Annotated in this window: 19 protein-coding genes; 4 read left to right on the forward strand and 15 right to left on the reverse strand. The window is 60.4% G+C overall.

Going from position 1 to position 25,777, the window contains the following annotated elements; translation table 11 throughout:
• Positions 1 to 19: 19 nt before the first annotated feature.
• Entirely contained in the window at positions 20 to 1,564 is a 1,545-nt protein-coding gene (locus ACSBQT_RS06760; RefSeq protein ID WP_435001210.1) for an SDR family oxidoreductase, read from the reverse strand.
• 94 nt (positions 1,565 to 1,658) lie between these two features.
• The gene (locus ACSBQT_RS06765) at positions 1,659 to 2,699 is read right to left on the reverse strand and encodes a Vms1/Ankzf1 family peptidyl-tRNA hydrolase (protein ID WP_435001211.1); all 1,041 of its coding nucleotides are present in this window, start codon (positions 2,697 to 2,699) and stop codon (positions 1,659 to 1,661) included.
• 182 nt (positions 2,700 to 2,881) lie between these two features.
• Between ACSBQT_RS06765 and ACSBQT_RS06770 the strand changes: the two genes are divergently transcribed.
• The gene (locus tag ACSBQT_RS06770; RefSeq protein ID WP_435001212.1) at positions 2,882 to 3,847 is read left to right on the forward strand and encodes an NADP-dependent oxidoreductase; all 966 of its coding nucleotides are present in this window, start codon (positions 2,882 to 2,884) and stop codon (positions 3,845 to 3,847) included.
• A 107-nt stretch (positions 3,848 to 3,954) separates the two neighbouring features.
• Here the strand turns inward: ACSBQT_RS06770 and ACSBQT_RS06775 are convergent, their stop codons facing one another.
• Complete coding sequence (locus ACSBQT_RS06775; protein WP_410708559.1) at positions 3,955 to 4,128, reverse strand: hypothetical protein; 174 nt, start codon at positions 4,126 to 4,128, stop codon at positions 3,955 to 3,957.
• A gap of 169 nt (positions 4,129 to 4,297) precedes the next feature.
• Between ACSBQT_RS06775 and ACSBQT_RS06780 the strand changes: the two genes are divergently transcribed.
• Complete coding sequence (locus tag ACSBQT_RS06780; protein ID WP_410708560.1) at positions 4,298 to 4,528, forward strand: hypothetical protein; 231 nt, start codon at positions 4,298 to 4,300, stop codon at positions 4,526 to 4,528.
• A 94-nt stretch (positions 4,529 to 4,622) separates the two neighbouring features.
• Here ACSBQT_RS06780 and ACSBQT_RS06785 read toward each other — a convergent pair whose 3' ends face one another.
• Genes ACSBQT_RS06785 through ACSBQT_RS06805 form a run of 5 tightly spaced genes read right to left on the reverse strand, consistent with a single transcriptional unit; the run spans position 4,623 to position 10,848 of the window.
• On the reverse strand, positions 4,623 to 6,401 hold the full coding sequence (locus ACSBQT_RS06785) for an ABC transporter ATP-binding protein (protein ID WP_410708561.1): 1,779 nt from the start codon (positions 6,399 to 6,401) through the stop codon (positions 4,623 to 4,625).
• The gene (locus ACSBQT_RS06790; RefSeq protein WP_410708562.1) at positions 6,401 to 7,318 is read right to left on the reverse strand and encodes an ABC transporter permease; all 918 of its coding nucleotides are present in this window, start codon (positions 7,316 to 7,318) and stop codon (positions 6,401 to 6,403) included. Before ACSBQT_RS06790 ends, ACSBQT_RS06785 begins: the two co-directional genes overlap by 1 nt.
• A complete protein-coding gene (locus ACSBQT_RS06795; RefSeq protein ID WP_410708563.1) occupies positions 7,315 to 8,268 on the reverse strand; it encodes an ABC transporter permease in 954 nt (317 codons plus the stop codon). The genes ACSBQT_RS06790 and ACSBQT_RS06795 overlap by 4 nt, the downstream gene beginning before the upstream one ends.
• A gap of 1 nt (position 8,269) precedes the next feature.
• Entirely contained in the window at positions 8,270 to 9,814 is a 1,545-nt protein-coding gene (locus ACSBQT_RS06800; protein WP_410708564.1) for an ABC transporter substrate-binding protein, read from the reverse strand.
• An 11-nt stretch (positions 9,815 to 9,825) separates the two neighbouring features.
• A complete protein-coding gene (locus tag ACSBQT_RS06805; RefSeq protein ID WP_435001214.1) occupies positions 9,826 to 10,848 on the reverse strand; it encodes a TetR family transcriptional regulator in 1,023 nt (340 codons plus the stop codon).
• Positions 10,849 to 11,080: 232 nt separating this feature from the next.
• On the opposite strand from ACSBQT_RS06805, the gene ACSBQT_RS06810 reads away from it, so the two are divergent.
• Positions 11,081 to 12,898 carry a glycosyltransferase family 2 protein gene (locus ACSBQT_RS06810; RefSeq protein WP_435001215.1) on the forward strand — a complete coding sequence of 606 codons (1,818 nt, stop codon included), beginning with the start codon at positions 11,081 to 11,083 and terminating at the stop codon, positions 12,896 to 12,898.
• Positions 12,899 to 13,003: 105 nt separating this feature from the next.
• Here the strand turns inward: ACSBQT_RS06810 and ACSBQT_RS06815 are convergent, their stop codons facing one another.
• The 5 genes from ACSBQT_RS06815 to ACSBQT_RS06835 form a co-directional block, all read right to left on the reverse strand.
• Positions 13,004 to 14,359 carry a polysaccharide pyruvyl transferase family protein gene (locus tag ACSBQT_RS06815; RefSeq protein ID WP_435001216.1) on the reverse strand — a complete coding sequence of 452 codons (1,356 nt, stop codon included), beginning with the start codon at positions 14,357 to 14,359 and terminating at the stop codon, positions 13,004 to 13,006.
• Between the two features lie 27 nt (positions 14,360 to 14,386).
• Positions 14,387 to 15,805 (reverse strand): polysaccharide pyruvyl transferase family protein, encoded by a 1,419-nt coding sequence (locus tag ACSBQT_RS06820; RefSeq protein ID WP_410708568.1) that lies wholly within the window; start codon positions 15,803 to 15,805, stop codon positions 14,387 to 14,389.
• A 100-nt stretch (positions 15,806 to 15,905) separates the two neighbouring features.
• Complete coding sequence (locus ACSBQT_RS06825) at positions 15,906 to 17,012, reverse strand: NAD-dependent epimerase/dehydratase family protein (RefSeq protein ID WP_410708569.1); 1,107 nt, start codon at positions 17,010 to 17,012, stop codon at positions 15,906 to 15,908.
• A complete protein-coding gene (locus tag ACSBQT_RS06830; protein WP_410708570.1) occupies positions 17,005 to 17,727 on the reverse strand; it encodes an IspD/TarI family cytidylyltransferase in 723 nt (240 codons plus the stop codon). The genes ACSBQT_RS06825 and ACSBQT_RS06830 overlap by 8 nt, the downstream gene beginning before the upstream one ends.
• Positions 17,709 to 19,139, reverse strand: a complete 1,431-nt coding sequence (locus ACSBQT_RS06835) for a CDP-glycerol glycerophosphotransferase family protein (protein ID WP_410708571.1) — start codon at positions 19,137 to 19,139, stop codon at positions 17,709 to 17,711. The genes ACSBQT_RS06830 and ACSBQT_RS06835 overlap by 19 nt, the downstream gene beginning before the upstream one ends.
• A 594-nt stretch (positions 19,140 to 19,733) precedes the next feature.
• Here ACSBQT_RS06835 and ACSBQT_RS06840 point away from each other — a divergent pair.
• The gene (locus tag ACSBQT_RS06840; RefSeq protein WP_435001218.1) at positions 19,734 to 21,014 is read left to right on the forward strand and encodes a CDP-glycerol glycerophosphotransferase family protein; all 1,281 of its coding nucleotides are present in this window, start codon (positions 19,734 to 19,736) and stop codon (positions 21,012 to 21,014) included.
• Between the two features lie 76 nt (positions 21,015 to 21,090).
• On the opposite strand, the gene ACSBQT_RS06845 is transcribed toward ACSBQT_RS06840, so the two are convergent.
• Positions 21,091 to 22,974: a glycosyltransferase gene (locus tag ACSBQT_RS06845; RefSeq protein ID WP_410708573.1), complete on the reverse strand. Its 1,884-nt coding sequence runs from the start codon at positions 22,972 to 22,974 to the stop codon at positions 21,091 to 21,093.
• 43 nt (positions 22,975 to 23,017) lie between these two features.
• The gene (locus tag ACSBQT_RS06850; protein ID WP_435001219.1) at positions 23,018 to 25,621 is read right to left on the reverse strand and encodes a hypothetical protein; all 2,604 of its coding nucleotides are present in this window, start codon (positions 25,619 to 25,621) and stop codon (positions 23,018 to 23,020) included.
• Positions 25,622 to 25,777 lie beyond the last annotated feature (156 nt).

The following is a 25,777-nucleotide window of genomic DNA, read 5'->3' on the forward strand; positions in this document are numbered from 1 at the left end:
TCAACAAAACCGGGAACGTTCAGGCTCGGCGCCGCGCCTCGGCTGCGATGTTCTTCGCCATGGCGGGAAAGATGAAGCGATGAAACGGGGCGACGAGGGCCCAGTAGATGCGGCCTCGCACTCCAGTGGGGATAAAGGTCGCCGTCTGGTGATACTCACAGCCTTCGACTGAGTCTGTCAGAGCGAATTCGAGCCACGCGTGACCGGAGACCTTCATCTCGGCGCGCAGCAGAAGACGAGAGTTCGGCTCCAGCTGTTCGACTCGCCACCAGTCGACGGGATCGCCGATGCGCAGGCTGTCGGGCAGCCGTCGGCCCCGGTTGAGGCCAGCGCCTCCGACTGCTTTGTCCCAGATCCCACGAATCTTCCATGCCAGCGGCCACGAGTACCAGCCGTTGGTCCCACCGATCCCCTCGATCACAGGCCACACCTCGGCGGCGCTGACACCGCTGATCGTCGTCGACCGTTCATCGGTATAGATGCGCCGGCCGGACCACTTCGGATCACTGGGCGACGGCTGGGCCGCCTCGTCGAGCTCTCCGGCGTCGGCGTCCCAGTTCGTATCCACGGCACCTTCGATTTCACGGCGCAGGGCGAGTCGGACGGCGTCGGCGAACCCGATGAGCCCGGACTCGGGCGGCGGGATGACCGCGTCGACGTCCTGGTCCGAGGCCACAGCATCCTCCTGCAAGGATTGGACGAGCGGCAAGGTGAGGCTGAACGGCAGCGGGGTGACCAACCCGACCCAGATGCCTGACAGCGTCGGTGCGGGAAGAGGCAAAGCGATGACGTGGCGGGGCTTGAGCCCTGCGACGGCAGCAAAGGTACGCATCACGTTCGCATAAGTGAGGATCTGACGTGAACCGATGTCGAAGGACCGGTTGACCGCCTCCTGCACATCGGCCGCGGAGAGAAGATAGTAGAGAGCGTCACGAACCGAGAGCGGCTCGACGCGGTTGGACACCCAGTCTGGTGCCGGCATCCAGCGCAGGGTCGTGGCGAGGTGGCGGATCATCTCGAACGAAGCCGATCCGGAGCCGATGATGATGCCGGCGTTGAAGACGATCGCGTCGACCTCGGAGTCGAGCAGAATCCGTCCGACGTTCGCTCGTGAACGCATGTGCTTTGAGAGTTCACGTCCCTCAGGATGGAGCCCTCCGAGGTAGACTATGCGGCGCACGCTGGCAGATGCGGCCGCGCTGGCGAAGCGCCTGGCCGCCTCGGCTTCGGCTGCCTCGAAGTCCCCGCCGGAGCCCATGGAATGCACAAGGTAATAGACGGTATCGATGCCGCCGAGGCTGTCATCGAGACCGCCACCGGTGTCGAGGTCGACGGTTCTCACGTCGACGTCGGCTGCCCATGGAACCTGCTTGAGCTTCTCCGGTCGCCGCACACCGACCCGAACCTGGTGTCCGGCCTGCAGCAGTCGGGGCACAAGGCGACCGCCGATGTAACCGGTCGCCCCGAGCACGAGCACGCGCCGCGGGGTGCGGGTTTGGCGGATGACTTCGTCGCCGAGCGACTTCGGGTCGGGCGGGGTCGAGCGTTCCGTCGGGCGATTCATCGGGGGATCCTTTCGGCCTGCCGAGATCGGCTGTCACGGACCAACCATACACATGTAACCCATTGACTACTGCCGACCATCGTATAGCTGCTGCTCAGTCCGCCAGCGCAGCGCCGACGTCGTAGCGGAGGATCGCAGCAATGCCGTCGCTCATCGGATCGTGGCTGAGTCCGATCTCAGCTGAGGACAGGATAGCCGCGGAGACGATCTCCGCTTCTCCTGCTGAGGCCTCGGCATCATCGAGCAGAAGGACCGCCGCTGCTCCGCGTTCCACTGCCTTTTCGACTTCTGCTCGCCCTTCGACCGCACGGCCGTGTGCTTTGCTTTCGCCCAGACGCTCCGAGTTCTCAGCCTCTCGTTCTTCGGCGAGCCTCGTCACCAACGTCCTGATGGCCACGTCAATCGCCTCTTCGGCACCTTCGTCTCCATCGCCGCCCTCGGAGATCTCATGAAGCATCTCCTCGGCTCGTGCCGACAGCTCAGCCTTGACGGCGGTTCTGCCCTGCACCTCTCCGGCCAGAACGAGTGCGTCCGACGCGTGGTCGGTGATGAGACCGTCGACGAAGTCGGCGACACTGCGTGCATTGTCCTTGATGATCTCGTCGACACGGCGCCGGATCTGGTTGTGCGAGTATGCTCCTCGCCGCGGCTTGTTGATATCTTCGTCGTTGTCGCCGGTGACGTGGACCGACTCTTTCTCGGTGCGTTCGCGATCCGGGGTTACGCTCAGCTCACGAATGGCCGCTCCGTCCTGGCCGGCGATGACGAGGACGACATCGAACTGTCTGCACTCCTGTCGGAGAAAGGCTCCAAGCTCCGGCGCCTCGCCGTAGTGGGCCGAATCTCCTTCTCCCAGCGCCGCGTCCCAGTGTTCGTCCAGCAGAACTCCCTGTGAGTTCGCGACGATGGTCCGACCGTCTCTGTGCACCTCGGTGGGTTCGTCGGCGAGGATGATCGCATCGATGGACTCGAGGAGAGACTCCTCTGCCCCGCTTTCGGACAGCTGGTCTCGCAGCTCCGACCACCGCAGGCGCAGCTGCGTATCGGCATCGGCTGATGGGGTTCGTCCTTCAAGGTAGACCGTGGCATATGGCCCGCCGCTCTCGACGACCGTGCGCAAGTGATTGTGTTTCATCCCCTGTTCCTCCTCAGCGTCTGTGGCTGTCTGACCTGCCCCCGCGGGGCTCGCCGCGCTGCGCGCGGTGTTCTCAGCGTGGCATTGTGCGGAGACCCCTGTAAACAGTCTTGACAAACCGGGGCCGGGCGTTTACCAAAAAGTCAGGCCAGCTTCGGCTTCTGAAGTGTCACAATGGGACCATGAACACCGATGAAAACACCGAAACGATGATGCGCGCCGTCAGTCAGCAGACTTTCGGAAGCGCGGACGTCCTCGAAATCACCGAGATCCCACGACCGAAGCCCCGCCCCAACGAAATCCTTGTGAAAGTCCACGCTGCGGGTCTCAACCCGACCGATTGGAAACACCGTTCCGGCCACGGCTTCGTCGACGATCTGCCATTGGTGCTCGGCTGGGACGTCTCCGGAGTGGTCGAAGCCGTCGGCATCGGCGTCGCGACGTTCGCGCCCGGAGACGAGGTGTTCGGCATGCTGTCGTATCCGTTTGGGCTCGGCTCCCACGCCGAATACGTCGCCGCCCCGGCCAGATTCTTCGCGTCGAAACCCCGATCGGTCGACCATGTGCAGGCGGGAGCACTCCCCCTCGCCTCTCTGACCGCTTGGCAGGCGCTCGTCGACAACGCCGGCTTACAGCCCGGACAGCGTGTGCTGATTCACGCGGCCGCAGGCGGCGTCGGGCACATAGCCGTACAGATCGCGAAATCGCTGGGCGCATACGTGATCGGAACCGCGAGTTCGGCGAAGCACGGCTTCCTGCGCGAGCTCGGCGTCGATGAAGTCGTCGACTACCGTACAGAGGACCTAACCGAGCGAGTGCAAGACGTCGACGCGGTGCTCGACACGATCGGCGGTGACACGGCAATGCGCTCCCTGCACACGCTTCGAAAAGGCGGCTCTCTAGTGTCGCTCATCCCTGTCGGCTCCGCTGATCTCCTTCGCGAAGCAGATCAGCTCGGAGTGCGAGCTCTTCGAATGCTCGTGGACTCCTCGCGCAGTACACTGGAAATCGTCTCCGGACTCGTCGACGATGGTGCACTGCGTGCCACCATCGCGGGCACTTTCCCGCTCTCGAAGGCAGCAGAAGCCCATCGAGAGGGCGAGACCAACCGCACCACCGGCAAACTCGTACTCACAATGGACGAGTAGGCCAAGCGCAATCTGGTCAGTTCCTCACTCGAAGCGGCACTATGCTCACTGCCGCGACGCAGGGCCCGGCACCTGTGCATCGGTGCCGGGCCCTGCGATCACGGAAGTCAGTAGTGTGCTGGCGGATCGCTCGCGGGGAAGGACTCTTCCTCCCACTCATCGACCAATTCGTCCTCTTTCTCCTTCGACGCGGAATCCGTGCCGGGCATTTCCGCAACGTCATCCTTGGCTCCCTCGGGGGCCACTTTCGGATCCTTCTCGTCTTCGCTGAAATCGCTCATCACGATCATCCCTTCTCTATCGAGTGTACGAATCTATGCTGACACTCTTTGGTCCAACTGGATAGGGGGGTGCGGGCATATTGGCATGAGGCATTACGGGGGTGCCGCTCGGCAGAGGCCCCACGTAGACTGATCACCTATCCGCGCTCTCCAGCGAAAGGTGACCAGAATGTCAACCGACGACAACAGCACCGAAGGCAACACATCAGACAGCATGCGCAAGGCTGCGGAGAACCTCGATCACGAGGCCGGAGGTGCACCGTCATCCGAGTACCTCGATAAGGTCGATCCCGACGAATTCGGCCGCAACGATGAAACCGGCGAGGATGAGGACCGCGACGAGGATGCCGCCTCCGACGATAACGCATCGGCGAACGGTTCTACCTCGACTGATCGCTGACGACCTTCAGAGCATCGTCGGCTCACAACACAGTTTGGGGCGGGTAGCACAGGTTTGAACAGGTGCTATCCGCCCCAAACTGTGCCACAAGCCCTCAGAACTTCGGCACGTCGGCGATCAGCTCCCGCGTGTATTCGTGCGACGGATCCTCGAGCACCGAGGCGGTCGGCCCGTAGTCGACGATCTTGCCCTTGTTGAGCACGGCAAGATTGTCCGCGATATGCCGCGACAGCGCAATATTGTGCGTGACGAAGAGCATCGCCAGCTGACGTTCCTCCCGCAAGCTCCGCAGCAGGGCAACGATCGATGCCTGCACGCTGACGTCGAGCGCCGAGGTGATCTCATCACAGACCATGACCGACGGTGCGTTGACCAGCGCACGGGCGATCGCCGCCCTCTGCCGCTCACCACCGGAGAGGTCACCGGGGCGCCGGTGGTAGAACGTCCGTCCCAGACGCACCGAATCCAGCGCCTCCTCGACAGCGGCCTTCCGGCTCGCGGCCGTTCCCTGACCGCTCATCTCCAATGGCACCGTCAGCGACTGACCGATGGATCGTCGCGGGTTGAGCGATGAGAAGGGCGACTGGAACACGTACTGGATGCCCACACGCTGTTCGTTCGTGCGTTTGCGCGTCGAACGTGCCAGCTCCGTTCCGCGCAGCTTCACCGAGCCCTTGTAGTCGTCGTTGAGCCCGGCCACACACTGCGACAGAGTTGTCTTACCCGACCCGGATTCTCCGAGCAGCATCGTGCACTCCCCCGGCTCGAGCGTCAGGTTGATCCCGTCGAGGATCTGCGTCTTCCCGTAGGCGAGCGCCACATCTTTGACCTCGAGCAGAGGCGCAGTCACCGAGGGGGCCTCACCGCCCCCATCCCTCACCGAGGCAGCCGCCCCGTCAGCATCGGTCCGTTCCGTTTCCGAATCGCCGGACTTCTCCCCCGCCGACACGAGGATATGTGTCTTCTCATCAGCCTCGGCGACGGCTTTCGCTTCCGCGGCCCCGTCACCGATCGTCTTCCGCCCGGCCAAGTCCGGCACCGCTGCCATGAGCATCTTTGTGTAGTCGTGCTGCGGACGTTCGAGCACCGCCGACACCGGGCCCTCTTCGACGAGGTCGCCGCGCAGCATCACAGCCACTCGGTCGGAGATGTCCTTGATCACCGCGAGGTCGTGGGTGATGTAGAGACCGGCGACGTTGTTCGCCACCGTCATCTGCCGGATCGTGTCGAGCACGACCGACTGCGTGGACACGTCCAGGCCGGTCGTCGGTTCGTCGAGGATGAGCACATCGGGGTACATGGCGAAGGCCATGGCGATGCCGATGCGCTGCTGCTGACCGCCGGAGAGCTGATGGGGCCAGCGTCGCTGATAGGCACGATCCCCGGGCAAGCCGACGTCAACGAGCACCTCTGCAACGCGATCAGCTCGCTCACGATCCGAGGATCCGAAGTCGTGGATGTCGAGGACTTCCCGGATCTGCTCGCCGACACGCATGGCCGGGTTGAGCGAGAGCGCAGGATCCTGAGGGATGTACGCGATGCGGGATCCGCGCAGATCGCGCCGAGCCACCTCGTCGAGGTCGCCGACCTCAAGGTGGGTGGCGTCACCGCGCGGCCAGATGCTCACGGACCCGGACCCGAATTTCAGGCCCTCCCGGAAGTGTCCCATGCAGGCCAGGCCGGCCGTGGTCTTACCGGAACCGGACTCGCCGACGAGTCCGAGGATCTCTCCTCGGGACAGGGCGAAGTCGACTCCGTGAAGGATCTCGTCCCCGGCATTGGTCAGGACGCGCAGGTCGCTGACGCGCAGGACGATCTTCTCGTTCGGCTCGTTCGCATCATCGTGGCGAACGGTCTCTGTCTTCGGGCTCATCATGCCTCCACGGATGTTGATGCGGTGGCTCGGGCGAAGGAGTCCGCGAGCAGGTTGGTGCCGATGGTCAGCAGCGCGATCGCAACGACCGGCAGCAGCACACCCCAGGGCTGGATGGACAGGGCGATGCGGTTCTCGTTGATCATCAGGCCCCAGTCGGCCGCGGGCGGCTGCAGACCGAGTCCGAGGAACGACAGCGACGCGATGTAGCCGATCGAGTAGGTCAGACGCAGTCCCGCCTCCACGCTCAGCGGTCCGGTGATGTTGGGAAGCAGCTCACGGATGAGCACCTTCCACCTGGGCATCGCGTACATCTCGGCCGCCTTGATGTAGTCCTCGGTGATGACACCCAGCGTCGCGGACCTCGCGACGCGGGCGATGCGCGGGGCGTGGGTGAGGCCGATGACGGTCACGAGCACCCATCCTTGAGGTCCCAACACTGTGATGGCCAGGAGGGCGAACACGAGCTGCGGGATGGCGAGGAAGACGTCGTTGATGCGCATGATCACAGCGTCGAAGGTCCCACCGATGTATGCGGCGAGCATGCCGACGAGGGCACCGACGATCATGCCGAGCGCCGTGGCGAGCACCGCATAGACGATGAGGGTCAGTCCTCCGGCCAGGAACCGGGAGAAGACATCGCGGCCGAGGTTGTCCGAGCCGAAGAGCCCGTAGGGGCTGAATGGCTTCGTGACGAACTCGGTGGCGGTGTTGCCGGTGGCCCAGGGCAGCAGCAGCGGTCCGCACAGGGCGAGCGCCACGACGACCACAGTGATGATCAGACCGATCTTGCCCTGTTTCTGAGCGAGCACCCGTTTGTAGAAGGGAACGTAGGTGGTGGCGGACTCTTTGGGCACCTCAGCGGCATCGGTGGCCGCGGACTTGAGGTCGTCAAGACTGTTGGCGTCGGTGCTCATGCTGCGCTCCTGAGTTTCGGGTTGGTGAGGATGCCGACGACGTCGGCCGCCAGGTTCACCACGACGTAGACGGCGGCGACGAGCATGGAGATCGCTTGGACGACCTGCACGTCGCGGTAGGTCACCGCATCGATGAGTGCTTGGCCGAGTCCCGGGTAGCGGAAGAGGAACTCGACGACGACCACTCCGCCGGCCAGCCAGGCCAGCTGGATCGCGACGACCTGAGCGACCGGTCCGAGGGCGTGGGGCACAGCGTGACGCATGATCACGCGCTTCTCAGGGACACCCTTGAGACGCGCCATCTCCACGAATCCGGAGTCGAGGACTTCGATCATCGTCGCTCGCATCATCCGCACGATGTAGGGAGTGACGACGAGGACGAGGGTCAGCGTCGGCAGGATCAGCTGTTCGGGGCGTTTCCACACCGGGTCTCCCGGCGGAGCCAGGGTCACGGCCGGCAAGATCTGGAACACCGAGGTCGCGAAGAGCGCGACGAGGCCGATGCCGATGACGAACTCGGGCATGGAGGCCAGCACCAGGGAGATGCCGGTCATCGTCTGGTCACGGCGCTTCCCACGGTGCAGAGCCTGATAGACACCGAGGCCGATGCCCAAAGGCACGGAGATGACCGCGGCAAGTGCCATGAGGATGAAGGACGCCCCGAGGCGGTCGCCGAGCAGTTCGGAGACAGGTCCACCCGACGCCGAGGAGGTTCCGAAATCGCCGACGAACAGCCCGCCCAGCCAGTGGAGGTAGCGCAGCCAAGCGGGGTCGTTGAGCCCCAGCTGTTCGTTCAAGGCCGCAATGCGTTCCGGGGTGGCCTGTTGGCCGAGGATCGCCCGGGCGGCATCGCCGGGCAGCAGCAGAGTAGCGCCGAAGACGAGCAGAGAGACGGCGAGGAGGATGAATGCGGAGAAGAGCAGCCGCTTACCGATGACTTTTCCGAACATGTCAGACCTCTCCGATCCATACGCGGTCAAGTCTCCAACCGCCCAACGGTCTGCCGGTGGCGTTCTCCTTCAAACCCCCGACGTACTTCTGATAGGCGTCGACCTGGTTGGCGAAGCCCCAGATGATGTAGCCGCCCTCGTCGTAGAGCATCTTCTGCGCTTCGTGTTCGAGATTCTTCCGTTTGTCGCTCTCCGGAATCCCCCGTGCTTTCTGCACGATGGACGAGAACTCCTTGTCGACCCAGTGGGTTTCATTGAACGGGGAGATTTCCATCGCACATGACACGCACTGCGGAAGGAAGTCGCGGGTGTACCAGAAGTCCTGGGCGAAGTCCCACTTGAGGTACTCGTCCCCGAAGAACGTCGTCGCATCGACCTTGCGGATCTTGACCCGGATCCCGGCGTCGGCGGCCTGCTGGGCGAAGACCTGAGCGGCTTCGACGACGCCGGATTGGATGGGTGCGGTGACGAGTTCGACCTCGAGGCCGTCTGGATAGCCCGCCTCGGCGAGGAGTTTCTTGGCTTTCGGAATGTCGCGTTTCCGCTGCGGGAAGTCCGGATAGTTCTCGCTCAGCGGGCCGAACATGTCGTTGCCGATCGTGCCGAAGCCCGAGAGCACCTGTTCGATCATCTGTTCGCGATCGACGACGAGGCGGAAGGCCTGCCGGACCCTGACGTCGTCGAAGGGCTTCTTGTCCACGCGCATGGTGAAGGGCAGCCACATACCTGTCTTCGAGTTGAGGATGGCCATGCGTTCGTCGGCATCGATGACCTCGACGAGAGCCAGCGGTATCTGCGCGATCGCATCGACCTGCGAGGACAGAAGGGCGTTGATGAGAGCATCAGAGTCGTTGAAGTTGAGGATCGAGACGTCTTTAAGGTAGGTCGAGTCCCGCCAGTAGTACTCGTTGCGTTCGATCACCGTCGACTGCCCTGGGGTGTGGGACTTGAGTTTGAACGGCCCCGAGCACACCGGGTTCTTCGGATCGTAGTCGGACGGGACGATTCCTGTCGTGTACTCGGACACCGAGTCATTGAGCAGACCGTTCGGTTCGGACAGCCTGAATTCGACGGTCCGCTCACCGGTTGCAACGACCTTGTCGAGCATCGTGAAGCTCGACGAGGCGGTCTTCGGATCGTCAGGGTCGTTGATCCGTTCAAAGCTGAAGACGACGTCGTCGGGGGTGATGTCGCGCCCGTCCGAGAACTTGACGCCCTTGCGCAGGGTGGCCGTCCACACAGTCGAATCCGAGTTCGGCTCGAACGACTCCGCCAGCTCCGGCTGGATCTTGTAGTCGTCGGTTCGCGACAGCAGGCAGTTGTAGAGATTGACTGTGCGAGCTATGTCGCCGCTGTTGACGGGGATGTGGGCGTCGACGGTGTCCGCGGAGTTTCCGCCGGTGACGCCGACACGCAGAGATCCACCCTTGACGGGTTCGCCGGCGTCGGCGGCGCCGACGGCCCCTCCGCCGCAGGCGCTCAAGCCCGCCACGCCGGCCACGGCAAGGCCCGCGCCCAGCGCTTGTCTTCGGTTCGGTGTGTTCATGTGCCTTCTTCCTAGGACGTCGGGTCGAGTCGGCCAGCAGTGGCGACCCGGTCTGACTTCGGGTGTCGGGTGTCGTCGGATGGTTCGAGGAGGACGTGAGCGGCGAGGTAGTTCTCGAGCATGGTCAGCGCTTCATCCTCGGCGATAGGCACCTGACCTGTGCTGCGGGCGACGCCGAGTCCGTCGATGAAGATCGCCAGAGATTTGACCATAAGCGCAGTGTCGCCGGTGCGGATCAGTCCCAAGCGTTGGCCGCTGTCGACGAGGCTGGCGATCATGCTCAGCCATTCGCCGTAGACGGCCATGAGGTTCTCACGTGCGTTGTCGTCCGTGGCGGCGCGGGCCCAGCACTGCAGCCAGATCGACCACACCCGCCGGATCTTGACGTTGACCCCGGCGTGGATGCGGGCAAAGTGCCGGAGCACGGAGATCGGGTCGTCGGCGTTGAGGTGGCGCGCCTCAGCGATGATGTCGAGGGAGTAGCGAAGGGCCGCCTGCAGCAGTTGGTCTTTCGTTCGGAAATGGTAGTTCACAGCCGAGGGACTCACCCCGGCGACGTCCGCAACGTCTTCGGTGCGAACCTTGTCGATGCCGAGGTCGGCGAATAGTTTCCAGGCCGCGGCGATGATCTTCAGCCGGTTGCGGGTGCCTTTCGACATCCAGTCCTGCTCAGCAGCAGCTCCGGATGCCGCTTCCCCATCGACATCCTCAATCCGTCCATCACCTGCGGCATGGCGGGCAGACGATTCGATGAGTGCAGCGGGGATGTCGGTGACCATAGCTCGCCGAGGCAGCTGTGCCTTCCGGCCGGTCGTCAGCCAATCGGTGGTGACCCCGGTGAGTTCAGCGATGCGAGAGACCTCTTCGACCCGGAACTTCCGCACTCCGGCGAGGGACTTCGAGAGCTTGCTGGCGTCGAGCCCGATCCGTCGGGCGACTTCGCTGTGGTTGACTCCTGCGTCTCTGATGGCGGTTCGGACACGGCTGACCAGGGACGTCTCTGTGCTTTCAGCACTATTGCCTGTCGTGACCACCACTACAGTCTGCACATAAGTTGCGATTTTGGCAATAGACACTGGCAGCTTTAATAGCTTCGAGTGGCTCAGCCACAGGGGCAGCCAGAAGCGAACGTTCGATTTGGGCCATCGACCAGGGCCCGAACATTTTCATGATCCACGCGCCTCCACGGATTCACGCAACAGCAGATGTAGCATAGTAGCTTGCGCGAGTTCCCCCGCGACATGTGAACACTGCTATGGAGCCAAGATGACTGAATTGCCCGCAAAGACAGGCCCCAACCCAACCGGGATTGATGTCAGCGTGGTCATCCCTGTGTACAACTGCGAAAAGTACATCCAGGAAACGGTCGAATCCGTAAGAGCCCAGGACATGCACGCCGGAGCACTAGAAATTATTGCTGTTGACGACGGGTCGACAGACGATTCACTGAACATCCTCAACAAACTGGCCGCGGACTGCATCGACCTTCACGTCCACTCGACCCCCAACAGCGGGTCTGCTGCTGCGCCTCGTAACTTTGGACTCGAACGAGCCCGTGGCCGCTACGTTTTCTTCCTCGACGGGGATGACAAATTCTCCCCAAACGCACTCTCCCGGCTGACCGAGGTCGCGGACAGCACAGGCTCAGGGGTCGTACTCGGCAAGATGGGACTGTTCGGGGAGAAGAGGGCCGGCAACGTACCTTCGACTGCTTTCGGTAAGACACTGTTCGCCGTCGATTTCATCGATTCCAAGGCACATTCGACGCTCGGAGCATGGAAACTTTTTCGCAGGTCGATCTTGCTGGATAATGACATCCGATTCCCGCTCGGCTACAAGATAGGCGAAGATCAACCGTTCACGATGAAGGCCTATCTTCACAGCCCGCACATTTCGATATTGGCTGACCAGGTCTATTATTGGCTCCGAGGCAGAGACGACGGAACTAATATCACCGCAACTGGTCAACCTCCGCGTAAGCATCTCTGCCGAATCCTCACGCTCATTAAGACGATCGTCGACAATACCGAGCCAGGCGAGCGTCGTGACCATCTGCTCCGGCGTCCGATCGTCGGAGCAGCAGGGGTCAAGTCTGTGTTCGGCAAGAAGATGCTTGCCGCTCACGACCGAGCTGAACGTGAAGCCATGGTGAAGGAATTCCGCGAAGTAGTCGCGCCCCTTTGGAACTCAAACATCCGTGACCACGGCGTGCCCGAGTCACAGATCCTGGTGGATCTTGCCGTTCGCGGCGACATCGACGAAATTGAGACCGTCAGTCGTCTTTTGGCGCAGAAGAAGCCCGTCCCTCTCAGTTTCGATGAGGAACACGCACAAATGGTCTACGAACCCCGCGCGGGTGACAGTGTGGGCGACCTGCGAGTCAGGCTCCACCAATCACTCGAGTCGATTACTTCGACGGCAGACGGGATCATTATCCGGGGCGAGTTCGGAGTCGCCGGCTTAGGCCGCGCTCCTGACAGCGCCCACATCATCCTTCGCCACCGTAAGCTAGGAACAAAGATCACGTCCAAGATTGACATTTCTCGGACGTACACTCGGAGCTTCGGTACTCGCGTGAGATTTTCGACCGATGTTCAGATTTCGAAGTTGGCCGATTCCGGCATTTGGGAACTATTTATCAAAGCGAAGTGGTCATCAATGGTGGTCCGTGAACGTCTCGGGATAGCCCGGGCAGCAGGGATGGATACTGCTCCGATCATAATCGGCGACCCGGTCGAAGGCGTCGTATTCTTCGATCAATCTGACGGACTTTCCGTCGACTTGGGACCCACTGAGAAGCATCTCGATCCCGTCAAGAGACATGAGCTGCACGTCGTTGATCAGTTCGAAGTCGGACGTTCAATGGTCTTCGTGATCAGCGGCCCGGTTTCGAACATGAAGGCCGCGTCCTATCAAGCAGACGACAAGTCCAAGTCAAAATCTGCCAGATTCATCGTCCATTCAACTGATCAAGCGTCAATAGTCATCCCTCGTTCAGCTGCAAAAAAGCAGGGCTGCGCGATCGAGTTGAAAGATGCAGAAGGGAACTCAGTCGAAATAGCACTGACTGAGCTCAGAGACTGAGAACGCAATCTTCTGAGGACGAATCAGCTCCTGAACAGAACTGGCCGCAACCACCCGTTTACGCATCGGCCGTCATCTCCGCTGTCTGCCGAATCTCGGGACGCACTATCGCTTCAATCCACGCTTCAGCCGAGTCCTCACACTTCGCAGTAGCGACTGCGGCTGTGTGCGACCGGACTGTCCAACGGACGGTTCCACTGCGTTTGCGGCAATCTTGTCCTGGTAGAAGCCATACGATCGACGAAGCTTACGTCGCATCTTCTCTTGGTATTGCTTTCGTGATGTACCCGCATAGCGTGGCAACTTCTCTCGGAGCTCCTCAAGTGAGTAGGGTTCGATCTGTTCGCTGGGTTTGAGGATGCCTTTCAATCCTGAGAACAGGGTTCGATAGACCGAGATCATGAAATCGTCGTCCTTCTCCACGCCCTCGCTCATAGCTCTGTCGAGGGCGCTGAGAACTGTCGAAGGCTTCCAATCTGCCGACTCCAGCGCTCGTTCCGGATAATCGACAGAACGATAGAAATCCGGAACCTTGAAATTCCACGTCAGCCCGATTGAAGGGATGTCGAAGGCGAACGAGGTGATCGACGCGTGAAGACGATATGCGATGACACCATCACAGCTGCGAAGCTGTTCGATGAGCTCTTCTGGCGAGTTGAGAGTGACGGCAGCTTTCTTCCCCTGCACCCCGTGGTGTCGAACCAGAGAATCGAGGAAGATCTCATCGTCGAAATGACCAGTGGTGAACAGTCGATAGTCGTCGCCTCTCGCTGTCAGCTCGTCGATCACTCCAAGCCAGAAATTGCGCTGATCTGCTTCACTGAAAGGAATTCCGTTGTCGGGGAACACACCGGACCTTGTGACGACGAGGCCGATACGTTTCCGGCTGCGTCCACGCGGATCGTCAATTGGACGCACCTTCTCAAACACCGAATCAGCGAAGACCGCGGGGTCAGACACGAGCGCTGTAGGAATCCCTGTCCCCTCAACATATTTCTGTGTCGATTCCAGATCGTCTCTGGTGGTGATCTGGCGAACGACGGATTTCCTCAGCGCACTCTGCAGCGCCAGCGAACGTTCGTCTGCGTCATTGAAGGGCTCCACGCCGATACTGGAGAAGAGCACAGGGACCCCGTACTCCTCGGCAAGTTCGACCGTCCGGATAGTTCGCCGGTAGAAGACTTGGTAGACGTAGTTGAATAATGGCGCTCCGCCGAAGACTACTACGTCAGCCCTGGAAATGGCACGTCGAGCCGACTCGAGCAGAGACTCGTCACCCGTGCTCATGTATTTCTTGCTGATGATGCTGGCTGCTCGGCTGCGAACGATAAACGACTGTGATGCAATTCCGAGGTTCTCTGCAGCCGCTTTCAGCAGGCTGATTACAGAGGCTTCAATAATCTGATCACCGATATTGTCAGAATCTCGGTTAGTCAGCAGCAGAACTTCAGTGCGTGCCACGATTGACTCTTTCTCTAGCGTCCACAATCAATCCGTTGACTGTGCTTTGTCATATAGCTTCTGGTAGTTCTCGTAAGTACGACGCAGCTTCCGGTTGACCTTATCGCGGTAGCCCTTGGGACCAGTAGCCAACTGCCGGGGCATCCCTTCCCATAGCTCCGAGAATTCGTAGGGGGTTGCAGGATTGCCGGGAGCGAGCACGTCTCGGATCCCGGTAAACAGGGTGTTGTAGACGGACTTGAGGAATTCTTCGTCTTTGGCGATGCCTTCCTGCATTGCGCGCTCGATCGCGGTAACGACCTTCTCGGCTTGCCACTCTTCCGGACTCAGCGCGCGATCCCCATAGCCCACGGATTCGTAGAAATACGGCACCTTAAAGTTCCACGACAGTCCGATAGAGGGAACGCCGAGTGCAAACGACGTGATGCTTGCATGCAAACGATAGGCGATGACCCCGCTACACCCACGCAGTTCGCGAATGAGTTCGTCTGGAGAATTCACCGTAACTGCAGCCTTTTTGGCCGGAATACCAGAGGTCTTGATAAGGGTGTCGAGGAAAACTTCATCTGAAAAATGGCCAGTGGTGAAGAGACGGTAGTCGTATCCCTTCTCTTCGAGCAGCGCGATCGTCTCGAGCCAGAATCTGCGCTGATCATCCTCACTGAAGTCGATTCGGTTGTCAGCGAAGATTCCCGCTCTGGTGACAACCAGACCGATACGTTGAGGCTTCGGTTCCGTAGCAACTGGCGCTTTAGCAACAGGTTGAACCGGGGCTGTCTCAGGCTTAGCCACGCTGGATCCGGCTGACCTGGCGACAATGCTTTTGACAATTCGTTTGAGCTTCCGCTTCGCTCGCACGGGAACGGACGGCACTGGCTTAGGCGCCGGGGCAGGTTCAGGCTTCTTCCGATAGACGATATCGGCCAATACTGCGGGGTCGGCAACATGAGCAACCGGTACGTCTGTGCCTTCAGCATATTTGCGCAGTGATTCGATGTCATCGCGCGTTGTGATCTGCTTGACTACAGGAAGTTCAAGCGCCTTTTTGAGAGCCTGGCTCTTTTTGTTCGTCGCATCGAACTTCTCCACACCGATGCTCGAGAAGATCACTGGCACGTCATACTCCTGCGCCAGTTCCAGAGTGACGATCGTTCGACGATAGAAATTCTGATAAGCATAGTTGAAGAGCGGGGCCCCACCGAAGATGATCAGATCAGCTTTCGAAATCTCGTCCCGGGCCGCTGTCAACAGCTCTGGGTCTTTGGTGGCCATGTATCTTCTCGAGATGATTCCTGCAGCACGGCTTGATATGACGAAGTCATCGGTGCCGATGCCAAGATTCTTCATCACGCCTTTGATGATGGACAGGACTGTGGCCTCGATGATCTGGTCTCCGACATTGTCCGAATCACGGTTTGTCAGCAGAAGAATTCTGGTGGGGCTCATAGACGTTCAGGTCTCCTCATCAATGCAACGAACAGCGTCGTTACCGAAATTGTGGCACGTCGTACCGGTTGGTGAGTGAAAGAGGTATGGTGTTTTTCGATCAGTCGATGAGCGGACCGTCTTCGAACGTCCGAACTGTCCGGGAGACGCCGTCAGTGAGCGAAGTTCCCGCGCCCCACCCGAGCGCGGTGAGCTTGGCCGCGTCCAAGCCGAGAGAAGCTACCGGGGAGAACGATCGCCCGTCCCGCGGGTTGACGAAGTCCAGCTCGAGCTTCTTCTCCGGCCGTGCAGCGGCAAAGGTCTCGGCCAGTTCACGGATGCTGATGTTCCCGGCAGGATCGGCGATGTTGTAGACCTGTTCTTCACCACGCAGGTGAGCGAAGAACAGTCCCTCCACTGCATCTGCGACATACGTGTAGGTCCGAGTCGCGGCACCGGCACTCATCATTCGCACGTTGCGACCGCGAATGACGTCGGCGAGGAAATCGGCTTGTACTCGACCGTCATCGAGAGCCATGCCCGGTCCATAGATGTGCCCGAAACGCAGGCTGAGTCCCCTGATACCGAACTCGTCGGCATATGCGGCCAGTGCGGTCTCGGCAATTCGCTTGCCTTCCGAATAGCTGGCCCGCGGGGCGAAATGCTGCAGAGTTCCTTCGTCATCTTCGCCAATGAGGTCTTTACCCTTGACCGCACCGTAGACCTCCGACGAGGACAGGAGGACAAACGACTCCCCCCTCGCCTCGACAAGCGCGTCAAGCAGATTGATCGTGCCCACTGTGTTTGCCTTCAGTGTCGTGACCGGAGACGACTTGTGGAGACTTGGACGGGCCGGCGAGGCGCCGTGGAAGATTGTCGAGAACTTCCGTTCAAAGCTCTGCGAATCGATGACATCGCCCGCGAGTAGTGTGAAATCCGAGCGCTCGAGCGCAGAGCCGAATCGCTCTTCAGCTTTCGTTCGGTTCCGCACCAATCCTGTGACACGAAGCCCGAGGTCATGGGCATCGTTCGCGGCCAGCAGCGCTCCGACGATGTACATCGGGATCATTCCGGAGGCACCAGTGACGAGGATCTCGGTGTTCCGGTATTTCTCCCACGGCAGCTGTGCTGAGGCGATGCGGGCAACGTCTTCAGAGAAGACAGGAGTATCGAACAGAACGACGTCGGTGGCTTCGGCCGCTGAGACGACCGCTCGGTCATCACTCACCGCCGAAGGCCTCCCTATCCTCGATGAGCGTGAGGAAGGTCCGGCAGACGTAGTAGTCCGAGGCAGTCGTGATCTTAATATTCGTGCGCGGCCCTTCCACACGGTGTACGTCGTAGCCGAATCCGTTCATCAGTGTGCAGGTGTCAATTGAGTCGTTCTCGCCTTCCGCGACCGCACGATCGTATCCGGCGAGGACGTCCTTGAGCGGGAATGTCTGTGGGGCCTGCGCAGTCCACAGCGGGTCGCGGGGGATGACTTCCTTAATACCCGAGCCTTCCTCCACGACAACCGTCTCAGTCATCTTGGTACAGGTGACTGCCGAACCGAACTCACGGGCGCTCGCGATGTTCCTCGAGATGAGGTCCGCATCGATGAGGGGACGGACACCGTCGTGGATTAGCACGATGCTGTCTGGGTCGTTGTGTTCAGCGACGACTTTGAGAGCGTTGTGGCGCGATTCCTGACCGGTCGATCCTCCATCGACGATCCACTGGACTTTGTCGAGTTCATAGCGCTTGATCAGGCGTTCCAGGTGCTCCCGGTACTGCGGAAGGATGGCGACTGCGATCGAGTCGATCTCCGGGTGCTGCTGGAAGATGTCGAGCGTGTGCACAATCACGGGTCGACCATGGATCTCCAGGAATTGCTTCGGACGAGAGCTGTGCGCCATTCGAGCGCCGACGCCTCCTGCGAAGACTACTGCGATGTTTGCCATTGGTTCTCCTCGTCCTCTTCTTCGGTCTTATAGCTGCCGTCGGAATCGTTGTCCGTCGGGTCGTTGAGCTGGTCTTCTTGCCCGGGCGCACCGGGATCTTCCTCACCGACACGTTCGGACATACGGTGATCTTCGTCTTCGGAAGGCACCTGTGGTTCCGTGGCAGGCTCGCTGAGGATGAGCGTGTCGATCACTCGGTCGGAGTTGTTCGTGTCCACGTAGTCGAAGTTCTCTTTGACGAACTCCTTCGTCGCTTCGTTGCTCAACTGGGGTCGGCGGAGCAGTTCGACGAGTTCGTCGAAGGTCGTAGCGATGCTTCCCGGGGCGGCTTCCCGGTAGTCTTTGTGCATTCCTCGCGTCGCGGAATAGGTATCGAGATCGTAGGCGAAGAAGATCATCGGGCGCTCGAGCAGCGAATACTCGTAGATGACCGACGAGTAGTCAGTAATGAGCACGTCCGAGATGAGCATCAGATCGTTGGTGTCCGGGCAAGACGCGACGTCGATGAGTCGGTCGCTGAATTCCTGTGGGATCGGAGCCGGATCAGGCACGAAATGATGCTGTCGGAACAGCACGACGGAATCGTCGCCGCACGACTCGTACAGCTCCCGGAAATCGATCTGGTCGTAGTCGTAGTGGGCGTCTCCGGAGCCGCGACCGCGGAAAGTAGGCGCAAAGAGGATCTTCCGCTTGCCTTTCGCCGTCGGGAACTGCTTCTCGAAGTCGACAAGGACCTCTTCTGCACGTCCTTCTCTAAGGAAACCGTCGATACGAGGCAGACCGGTCGCGAGGACTGCGTCTCTCTCGATGCCGAAAGCTTCGCTGTAGACATCCCGCAAGTGCTGGGAACCGCAGATGGCATACGAATAGAGGCGATGGGCGTTTCGCAGATTCGGTGAACCGTACTGCCCGAAGCGGCTGTAGCCCACTGACTTGAATCCGCTTCCTGCGTGCCACAGCTGGATGATCTTCTGTTCATCTCGGTTGCCCAGGTCCTTGAGGATGGCGAAGTAGTCATCGATGAGGATGGTGTTCGCTTTGCCCATCTCCCACGCCAGCGCGAACGCACTCTGGCGGCTGCTGGTGCGGCCGGTACGGAACGAATAGCCGAAGTTGAATTGCGAATCGAGACCGCGTTCGAGCATGCGGTCATGTACAGCTTTGAGGTTGCCCTGCATGTTCGGACGGGCCTCGGATGCGAACAAGATGTTGCTTCCGTCAGACGGCCGTTTGTAAGCAGAGATGGCGAATACGGTCCGAAGAGCCTTCCGCTTGGTCTTCGTCCACTTCTTGCGAGCTTTCGACTTCAGGCGTGCCACCGTAGACGAGGGCTTACCTCCGGAACGACCGAAGGAGTAGGTGCGCATGAGGAAATAGGGAGCCGCCTCGTCGTCAGAGATGCCAAACGTCACGGTGTAAGCAGAGAAGTTCTTGTTGTAGACGAAAGCTCGGGAGGCATCCCCGAGCTCTTCGGCTCTCGCCAGGGGGTAGGACGCCGGAAGGTTAACGTCCCCACGTCGAGCAACTAGGTAATACGTTCCGTTGGGTACCTGGGCTCGTCGATTGAATTGAGTCACGTTGATTGTGAGCTGAAAACGCCCCTCCCCCAACGGTTCTGAGCGAACGGGGAGCTCAACTTCGTATGGACGCGAGTTCGGTGTCAGAAAGAACGAGTCAGGGGTATCACCGGAAACCCTGACGACAAATGTCAGAATCACACGTTCCCACGAGATTCTTTCAATTGTCAGCTCATCTACCACAGGTTCCCCTCACCAGCATGATTTTGAAATGCTGACGCAACTCGTTCACTCTCGATTAACGTTGATAGCCTAGCAGTTTGCCTGTGGCAGTCGGTAACTTAACGACACGCCCGCGGACCGCATCCGAGTCGATCACTTCGTGTTCTCATGGGCTGTCATGAAACGATATTCTGGCCGAGTCGTCGGTTGCATCTAAGGCATTGAGCCGTTGCGGATCCGAATTCACAACTGCAAGGAGTTCGAACAGTGGCTAACCCGGTCCGATGGGTCGCACGCACCGCAGTGCGCTCTAGCGCGTGGAAACGCACCAGCAAATGGATCAGGGGCGCTGAGAAGTGGAACCGCCTCGAATACGAATATGACGGCAGCTACGTCGATGCCGAAGTCGTCGTCTACTTCGGCGACCGCAGTTCGAAGTTCTACCAACTCGAACAGTGGATCCCGGTCCTCGAGCAACTCCATAAGGTGCACAGGGTCGTCATCGTCGTGCGAAAAGGTTCAGCTTTGACCAGCGTGATGGAAACCACTCACCTCCCCGTGGTGTTCAAACGAAAGTTCGATCCCCTGCAGACCTTCTACCACGCCAATGACTTCAAGCTCGCTCTGTACGTCAACAACGGAATGACGAATTTCCAGTCGCTCAGTTTCGCTCCGATGGTCCACGTCCATGTCAATCACGGCGAATCGGACAAACTGAGCATGGTCTCCAATCAGGCCAAGGCCTATGACAAGGTCTTCATTGCCGGCGAGGCCGCTGTGGAACGACACCGCAGGGCTCTCATCGACTTTGATGAATCCCAGCTCGTCCTAGTCGGCCGGCCCCAATTGGATATCGAAAGGCCGCTCGAGCTCGAACCTTCGTCTGCCAGGACGATCATGTATGCGCCCACGTGGGAGGGCGAGAATGATGCGAACAACTACACCTCGGTCGATCGCTTTGGTCCGCAGATCGTCGAAGCCGCCCTCCAGATTCCCGGTGCGCGTTTGATCTACAAACCCCATCCTCGGGTCGAAACGTCCAAAGACCCGGACGTGGTCGAGGCGAATGCTCGAATTCTCGACCTCATCGAGGCGGCAAATGTGTCGATCGCCAACGAGACTCAGCAGCACCAGGTGCTCATGCAGGGAGACATCCTCGGCATGTTCGACACGGTCGACCTGCTCATCACCGATATCTCCAGCGTCGGACTCGACTTCCTCTATCTCCACCCGGATAAGCCGCTCGTTCTCACCGACCGTCGCGGTGACACCGAATCACTCAATGCCGAGGCGCCGATCAGCCGCGCCGCGCCCCTCATCAACGATGAGTCGATCGGAAGTGTCGAATCGCTGCTCAAAGAGATGCTCGTGCGCGATTCTTCAGCAGAGATCAGGCATGAACTCCGCCGCCACTATTTCGGCGACGGCGAACCCGGATCATCGACCGTTCTGTTCACCGAGGCGGTGTCCAGGCTGATCGCTGATCGTACGGCTGCGCTGCAGACCTACCACACCGAGAGCGTCAACGCCGAGGCCGACGACGAATAGCCGTGATCGGACTCCGCCAGCGGGTCATCGCCGCGGTCAGCGCGTCACCGGAACATGCGGACGCCTGAAGCTCGAATTACTTCCGAGGTCTGACCGAGAGGTTCCCGTGCTTCGTGGCATACCATTCGCTGGCTGTCGCAGTCGTGACGCGGAATCGCTTCGGAGTGCTGATTCTCCGCTTCGATGACCACAGATCATGGGGTCGGCGAAGAAAGACGTCGAATGTCTCACCAGCGGACTCGGAAAAGCTCTCATCGTCCACGTCGAAAGTAAGCACCGTTCGGTGTCCGAACCAGCGGAATGAGGTCTCGGACTGGTCGCAGAGGAAGAACGTACTGAGTTTCCTGCCGGCCACGACCAGCTGCAGCGTCTCTGCAATCGACTGAAGAATACCGTCGATTTCGATTTCAACTCTGCTGCCGCCCGCAATCGGGGTGCAGGTGAGCTTCTTCGCTTCGATCGAACGAGCCGACTTCGTGTCAACGCGGTCCGGCAAGTTCGTCAACCGCATCTCACCGAGCGCCTCCTGCCAACGCCGGTATCCGGCTTCGGGGAGATACCTTTCGACGGACTTCACCGCTGCTCGACGCATGGGCTCGACTTCGCTGGATTCCAGAGAGAGGAACCTTTCGATCTGGTCGGCCAGTGCGTCGATGTCGCTCCACGGCGTAATGAAGCCGTTGTCGCCCTGATCGATGAGGTCTCGCGGACCGTAGGTGATGTCGTAGACGATGGGCACGCACCCTGCTCCCATCGCCTCCAGCAGGGACAGCGGCAACCCCTCACTCGTGCTGGTCAGTGTGGAGAACGACGCCGATGTCAGTCGTTCGTGCACATTATTGACGTACCCCGGCAATTCGACACGATCGCTGAGGTCGAGCTCATCGATGAGAGCTTCCAGCTTTGGTCTCGCGGGTCCCTCTCCGAGCACAGTCAGGGAGACTGCGATTCCACGGTGGCGCAGCTTCGCGACCGCGCGAATCGGGTGATCGATGCGTTTGAGGTCGATGAGGTTCGCGACCATTACGGCATTCCCCGTGTCTCGCAGCATCGGCGGATCAGAGACGACCGATCCTTGCGGCAGTTCCCCTGTCAGCAGTCTGATGTTCTCGCCTGAGAAGCCCATCGCTCGAATTGCTTCGGCCTGCTGCTGTGTCTGCACTCCGACGATGTCGAATCGGTCGAAGTTGCGCATCGTATCTGTACGGGCCTTCAGAGGCTGCCCGTGATCGCCGTTCCACGGGTGGCGGAGATGACTCCCGTGGAGAAAGAGGATGAGTGCGAAGCCGCGGTCAGGGATCTCGTGGATGAATTCGCTGACCTTCTTGTCATCGACGATGACGACCGCCGGCGACTTCGTCACGGTCGCCGTGATCCACGCATTGTAGAAGTCCCGCGGGCGTCGCCACTCGGCCATCGGCTCCCCGGCCGGGGAATGCAGGATGAACCGTCTGCCCAGTTTCGGATCCTCGATGTCAGCAAGCAGCAGACTTCCGTCGCCCCGCAGGTAGTTGCGCCGGATGACCCGACCGGTCCGCGAGTTTCGGAACACGTCGTAGAAAGCGGTGATGTTCTCGAGTTCGCCGTCTTCGTCGGGGATCGGCATCCTCGGGGGCTCACCCTCAAGGCTGGCCAGTTCGGCTTCGCTTCGTCCTCGCAGATCCTGCCAGATATTGACCAGTTCAACGTTCTCTCGCATCTTCCCCTGTGCGATCAGACGGTCCCTGATCTCATCTGTGTCCATGCGCGGACTGAACGTCAGAATGGTCTGTGACAGCGGGTTGCCGAAGTCCTGGAAGCTCCGAATCCGACGCAGCGCAGCCGTCGTCATGCCGCCCATGGACTCCGGAATGCCCCACAGCACGTTGTATACGTGGACTGCGTCGGTCCCAAATGCGGGACCGTCTGGTTCAGCGTCCCGGCCGTTGCCGTTTGGGTTCGTTCGGGGTCGCAATCTCACAAGTGGTACCTTTCCTCAGCGCTCATCGACGGCGAACGGGCAATCAGCGCGTCAGCGCCATGTGGCCGAAGTGGCGAGCCTGACGACGCCAATTGACGATCTTGGGAACATCCGATGCCTCCCACTGAGCGTGGATGTTCCAGTCACCGTCGAGGTCGGCGTACCGGCCTTTCACGGTCATCTGCATCGCGTCGATATAGCTGAGGCCGTTCTGCTGCACGAGACCGAGGACTCGTTCCACGATGCCTTCGCTGCGCAGGCCGGCCAGATTGAGCACGGCGATCTGCGGGTCGAACGGCACGAAGTCTTCGTTCATCCCTGCGTGGCTGGCGAAGACGAAATCGAGGGCGCCCGTGTGATCGTCACCGAACGAGCTCGCGATACGTCGCATCAGTGTGAGACCGCTGGATCGGCTCTTCCTGACGTCATGTTTCGCGGCCAGCAGCGTGTCCTTGAAGTCGACGGTCGAGAGCTCGGTGATGTCTGCAGACACCTCGGCGGTCGCAGGCACGACGATGAGTCGCTCGTGGTCTGCAAAGAGCCTCGGCAGCAACGCAGACAGCACGCCAGGCGCATTCTGTGTCCCATCGAATTCCACAGTCGGGAGGACGTGGATGCTTCCCTGAGCGAGCTTGCCTCGGATCGCGTCGACCTCGGCTGACGTCAACGAGCCGTTCGGCAACCACACACGGTAGGCAGACCCGGCGTGAGCGTCGATGGATCGGAGCGCCTGCCCGACCAGAGGAGCCTCACCCTTTTCAACGGTCATGACGATATCGGTGGTCTGCGCATCGGGCGCTGGGCGTTCAAATCCGATCAGCGCTGAGGCCACGGCTCGGTTGTCAGCAACGGGCAGTGTTGCCGCAGCCAGGTACTCGTCGGCGAAGGCCATCTCGTCCGCGGTGATCTCGACCCACTTCGCGTAGATCTCGTCTTCGTGCGCACCTGTGGCGATGAGGGGCAGCAGCTCGGAGAGCTTGTCGAGGATTCCATTGCGAATGGCGTCGAACTCGGCCGCGTCGATGCCGATGAGTCCGCCGAACCGCGAATCGGACTTGTTCTTGGGTTCGAAGTCGACGTCGGCACCGACAGACCTGGCCGGCAGATTCGCGTGCAGGCGGGAAGTGAGGACGTGCTTGTACTTATAGGCGTAATCAGCGACCCAATTGCGTGCGAGTTCGAGGTTCTCCGGGAACGACTTGTCACGAATCGCGGTGACGGTCTGCTTCTTCTTCGGCCCCTTGCTGTCCTTCGTCCAGTCGACGCGCAACGTCCCCGAGCGACGATCAGGTGAGGCTGCAGGGAAGAGAGTATCGACTGTCGTCGTCAGGCAGCCAGAGAAGAACGCGGGCACACCGACTGCGCGCAGCACGGCGACGGACTGCCAGTCACGGCAACCGACCGGTCCGTACTTCTTCAGGTAAGCGATGGCATCGGGCGTGAGCATCTCGGGATAGCGCACGAACACAGACAGCAGGATCGGGCGCAGATTCGGGTGGAACGGAATATTGAACGACTTACCAAAGATGTCGTGCATGTACCAGCCGAAGGCGATGTACCAGGTGTCCTCCGGGATGTCCTGGTAGACGTTGCCGTCTCGATAGACCTCGACCAGGTTGAGTTCGCCCTCAGGTCCCGCGTACTTCCGCTCCTCCTTGACCGACTGGCGCAGTTTTGCGAAGAGTTCGGTCAGTCCGGTGTCGCCGGTGAAGCTGAGGTTCTCGTAGCGGAGCAGGTGCCCGATCGATGCGATCGTCTGGATGTAGTCGCCGATGTTGCGCGAGCGGATTCCCGGCTGGTCGTAGCTGAGGACACCGAAGTTGCGTTTGCCGGCAGTCGTCGGAAGCGGGTCGAGGTGCTTTCCTCCCGGGAGCCAGTCGCGCATGCGATTGAGCTCGTAGCGCACGGCCGAATCCGCGTCGTCATCCATCTGGTCGAGGCGCGTTTCGATCAGAGTCCGGACATTGTCGAAAGCGTCGATGCAGAAAGCCGACTCGGCGGTGCGCAGCACGGCCTTCGCATTCCAGCTGTCGATCTCGCCTGTCTCGTGTGCCGAGTCCAGGAGCGGCAGAGCGTCATCTCCGAGGGTGTCGATCGCGGTCGGGTAGTACTCTTCGGCGGCGGAGACGATGATGTCTCGGTCATCGATCTTCTCGAATTGCGCCCACGCCACTTCGGGATCAGATGTCCGCTGGTAGGCCATGCCCAAGAGAACTCTGCCGGCATCCTCGGTGGATGGCTTGTTGCGGAGGTTGAGCCCGATCGACACTACATCGGCCATATGTCCGCCGGCGACGAGCGACCGTCCTGCTTCCACAACCGCGGTTCCGAGCGACGATCCCTGGGTCAGCGCCTCAGACAGAGCGGAGTGCGCCTTGAGACGCGCCAGCTGACGAGCCTTACCGTCGACCTCGCGTGCGGAGGGAGCGACGGTCCACCCGTCGGTGTTCTCTGCTGTCGCACCGAGCAAGCCTGCTGCCAGTTTCCGATAGGCCCGAGCGGTCTCGGTCGCGATCTTCTTGGGCTTGCCGGACGCCTTCCCGGATCCTTTTCCGCCCTCCGTGCGTTCGCGCACGTATCTCGTCCCGGAGGCCCGTTCGACCACGGGCAGAGCTCGACGGGCGATCCCGTGAACAACTGGTTTCACCAGTTCTCTTCCCTTGTTGAGGTATCGGTCTGCGGCATTTCGTCCAGTGGTCACTCGTTTGGTCCTTTGCAGAGGCTTCGGTGGACGGTCGTGGGCTTAGGTGTGTCGTTCGGGATCAATCAGGCACACGATATCGAACTTGACTGTCAGTTCGAT

This window comes from Brevibacterium sp. H602 (genome assembly GCF_051172395.1).
In the GTDB taxonomy this organism is placed as follows: domain Bacteria; phylum Actinomycetota; class Actinomycetes; order Actinomycetales; family Brevibacteriaceae; genus Brevibacterium.

Bases quoted from the DNA above. Each gene is read 5' to 3' on its own strand.
- ACSBQT_RS06760 (WP_435001210.1), bottom strand. From the start codon at position 1,564: ATGAATCGCCCGACGGAACGCTCGACCCCGCCCGACCCGAAGTCGCTC.
- ACSBQT_RS06765 (WP_435001211.1), bottom strand. From the start codon at position 2,699: ATGAAACACAATCACTTGCGCACGGTCGTCGAGAGCGGCGGGCCATAT.
- ACSBQT_RS06770 (WP_435001212.1), top strand. From the start codon at position 2,882: ATGAACACCGATGAAAACACCGAAACGATGATGCGCGCCGTCAGTCAG.
- ACSBQT_RS06775 (WP_410708559.1), bottom strand. From the start codon at position 4,128: ATGAGCGATTTCAGCGAAGACGAGAAGGATCCGAAAGTGGCCCCCGAG.
- ACSBQT_RS06780 (WP_410708560.1), top strand. From the start codon at position 4,298: ATGTCAACCGACGACAACAGCACCGAAGGCAACACATCAGACAGCATG.
- ACSBQT_RS06785 (WP_410708561.1), bottom strand. From the start codon at position 6,401: ATGAGCCCGAAGACAGAGACCGTTCGCCACGATGATGCGAACGAGCCG.
- ACSBQT_RS06790 (WP_410708562.1), bottom strand. From the start codon at position 7,318: ATGAGCACCGACGCCAACAGTCTTGACGACCTCAAGTCCGCGGCCACC.
- ACSBQT_RS06795 (WP_410708563.1), bottom strand. From the start codon at position 8,268: ATGTTCGGAAAAGTCATCGGTAAGCGGCTGCTCTTCTCCGCATTCATC.
- ACSBQT_RS06800 (WP_410708564.1), bottom strand. From the start codon at position 9,814: ATGAACACACCGAACCGAAGACAAGCGCTGGGCGCGGGCCTTGCCGTG.
- ACSBQT_RS06810 (WP_435001215.1), top strand. From the start codon at position 11,081: ATGACTGAATTGCCCGCAAAGACAGGCCCCAACCCAACCGGGATTGAT.
- ACSBQT_RS06820 (WP_410708568.1), bottom strand. From the start codon at position 15,805: ATGAGCCCCACCAGAATTCTTCTGCTGACAAACCGTGATTCGGACAAT.
- ACSBQT_RS06830 (WP_410708570.1), bottom strand. From the start codon at position 17,727: ATGGCAAACATCGCAGTAGTCTTCGCAGGAGGCGTCGGCGCTCGAATG.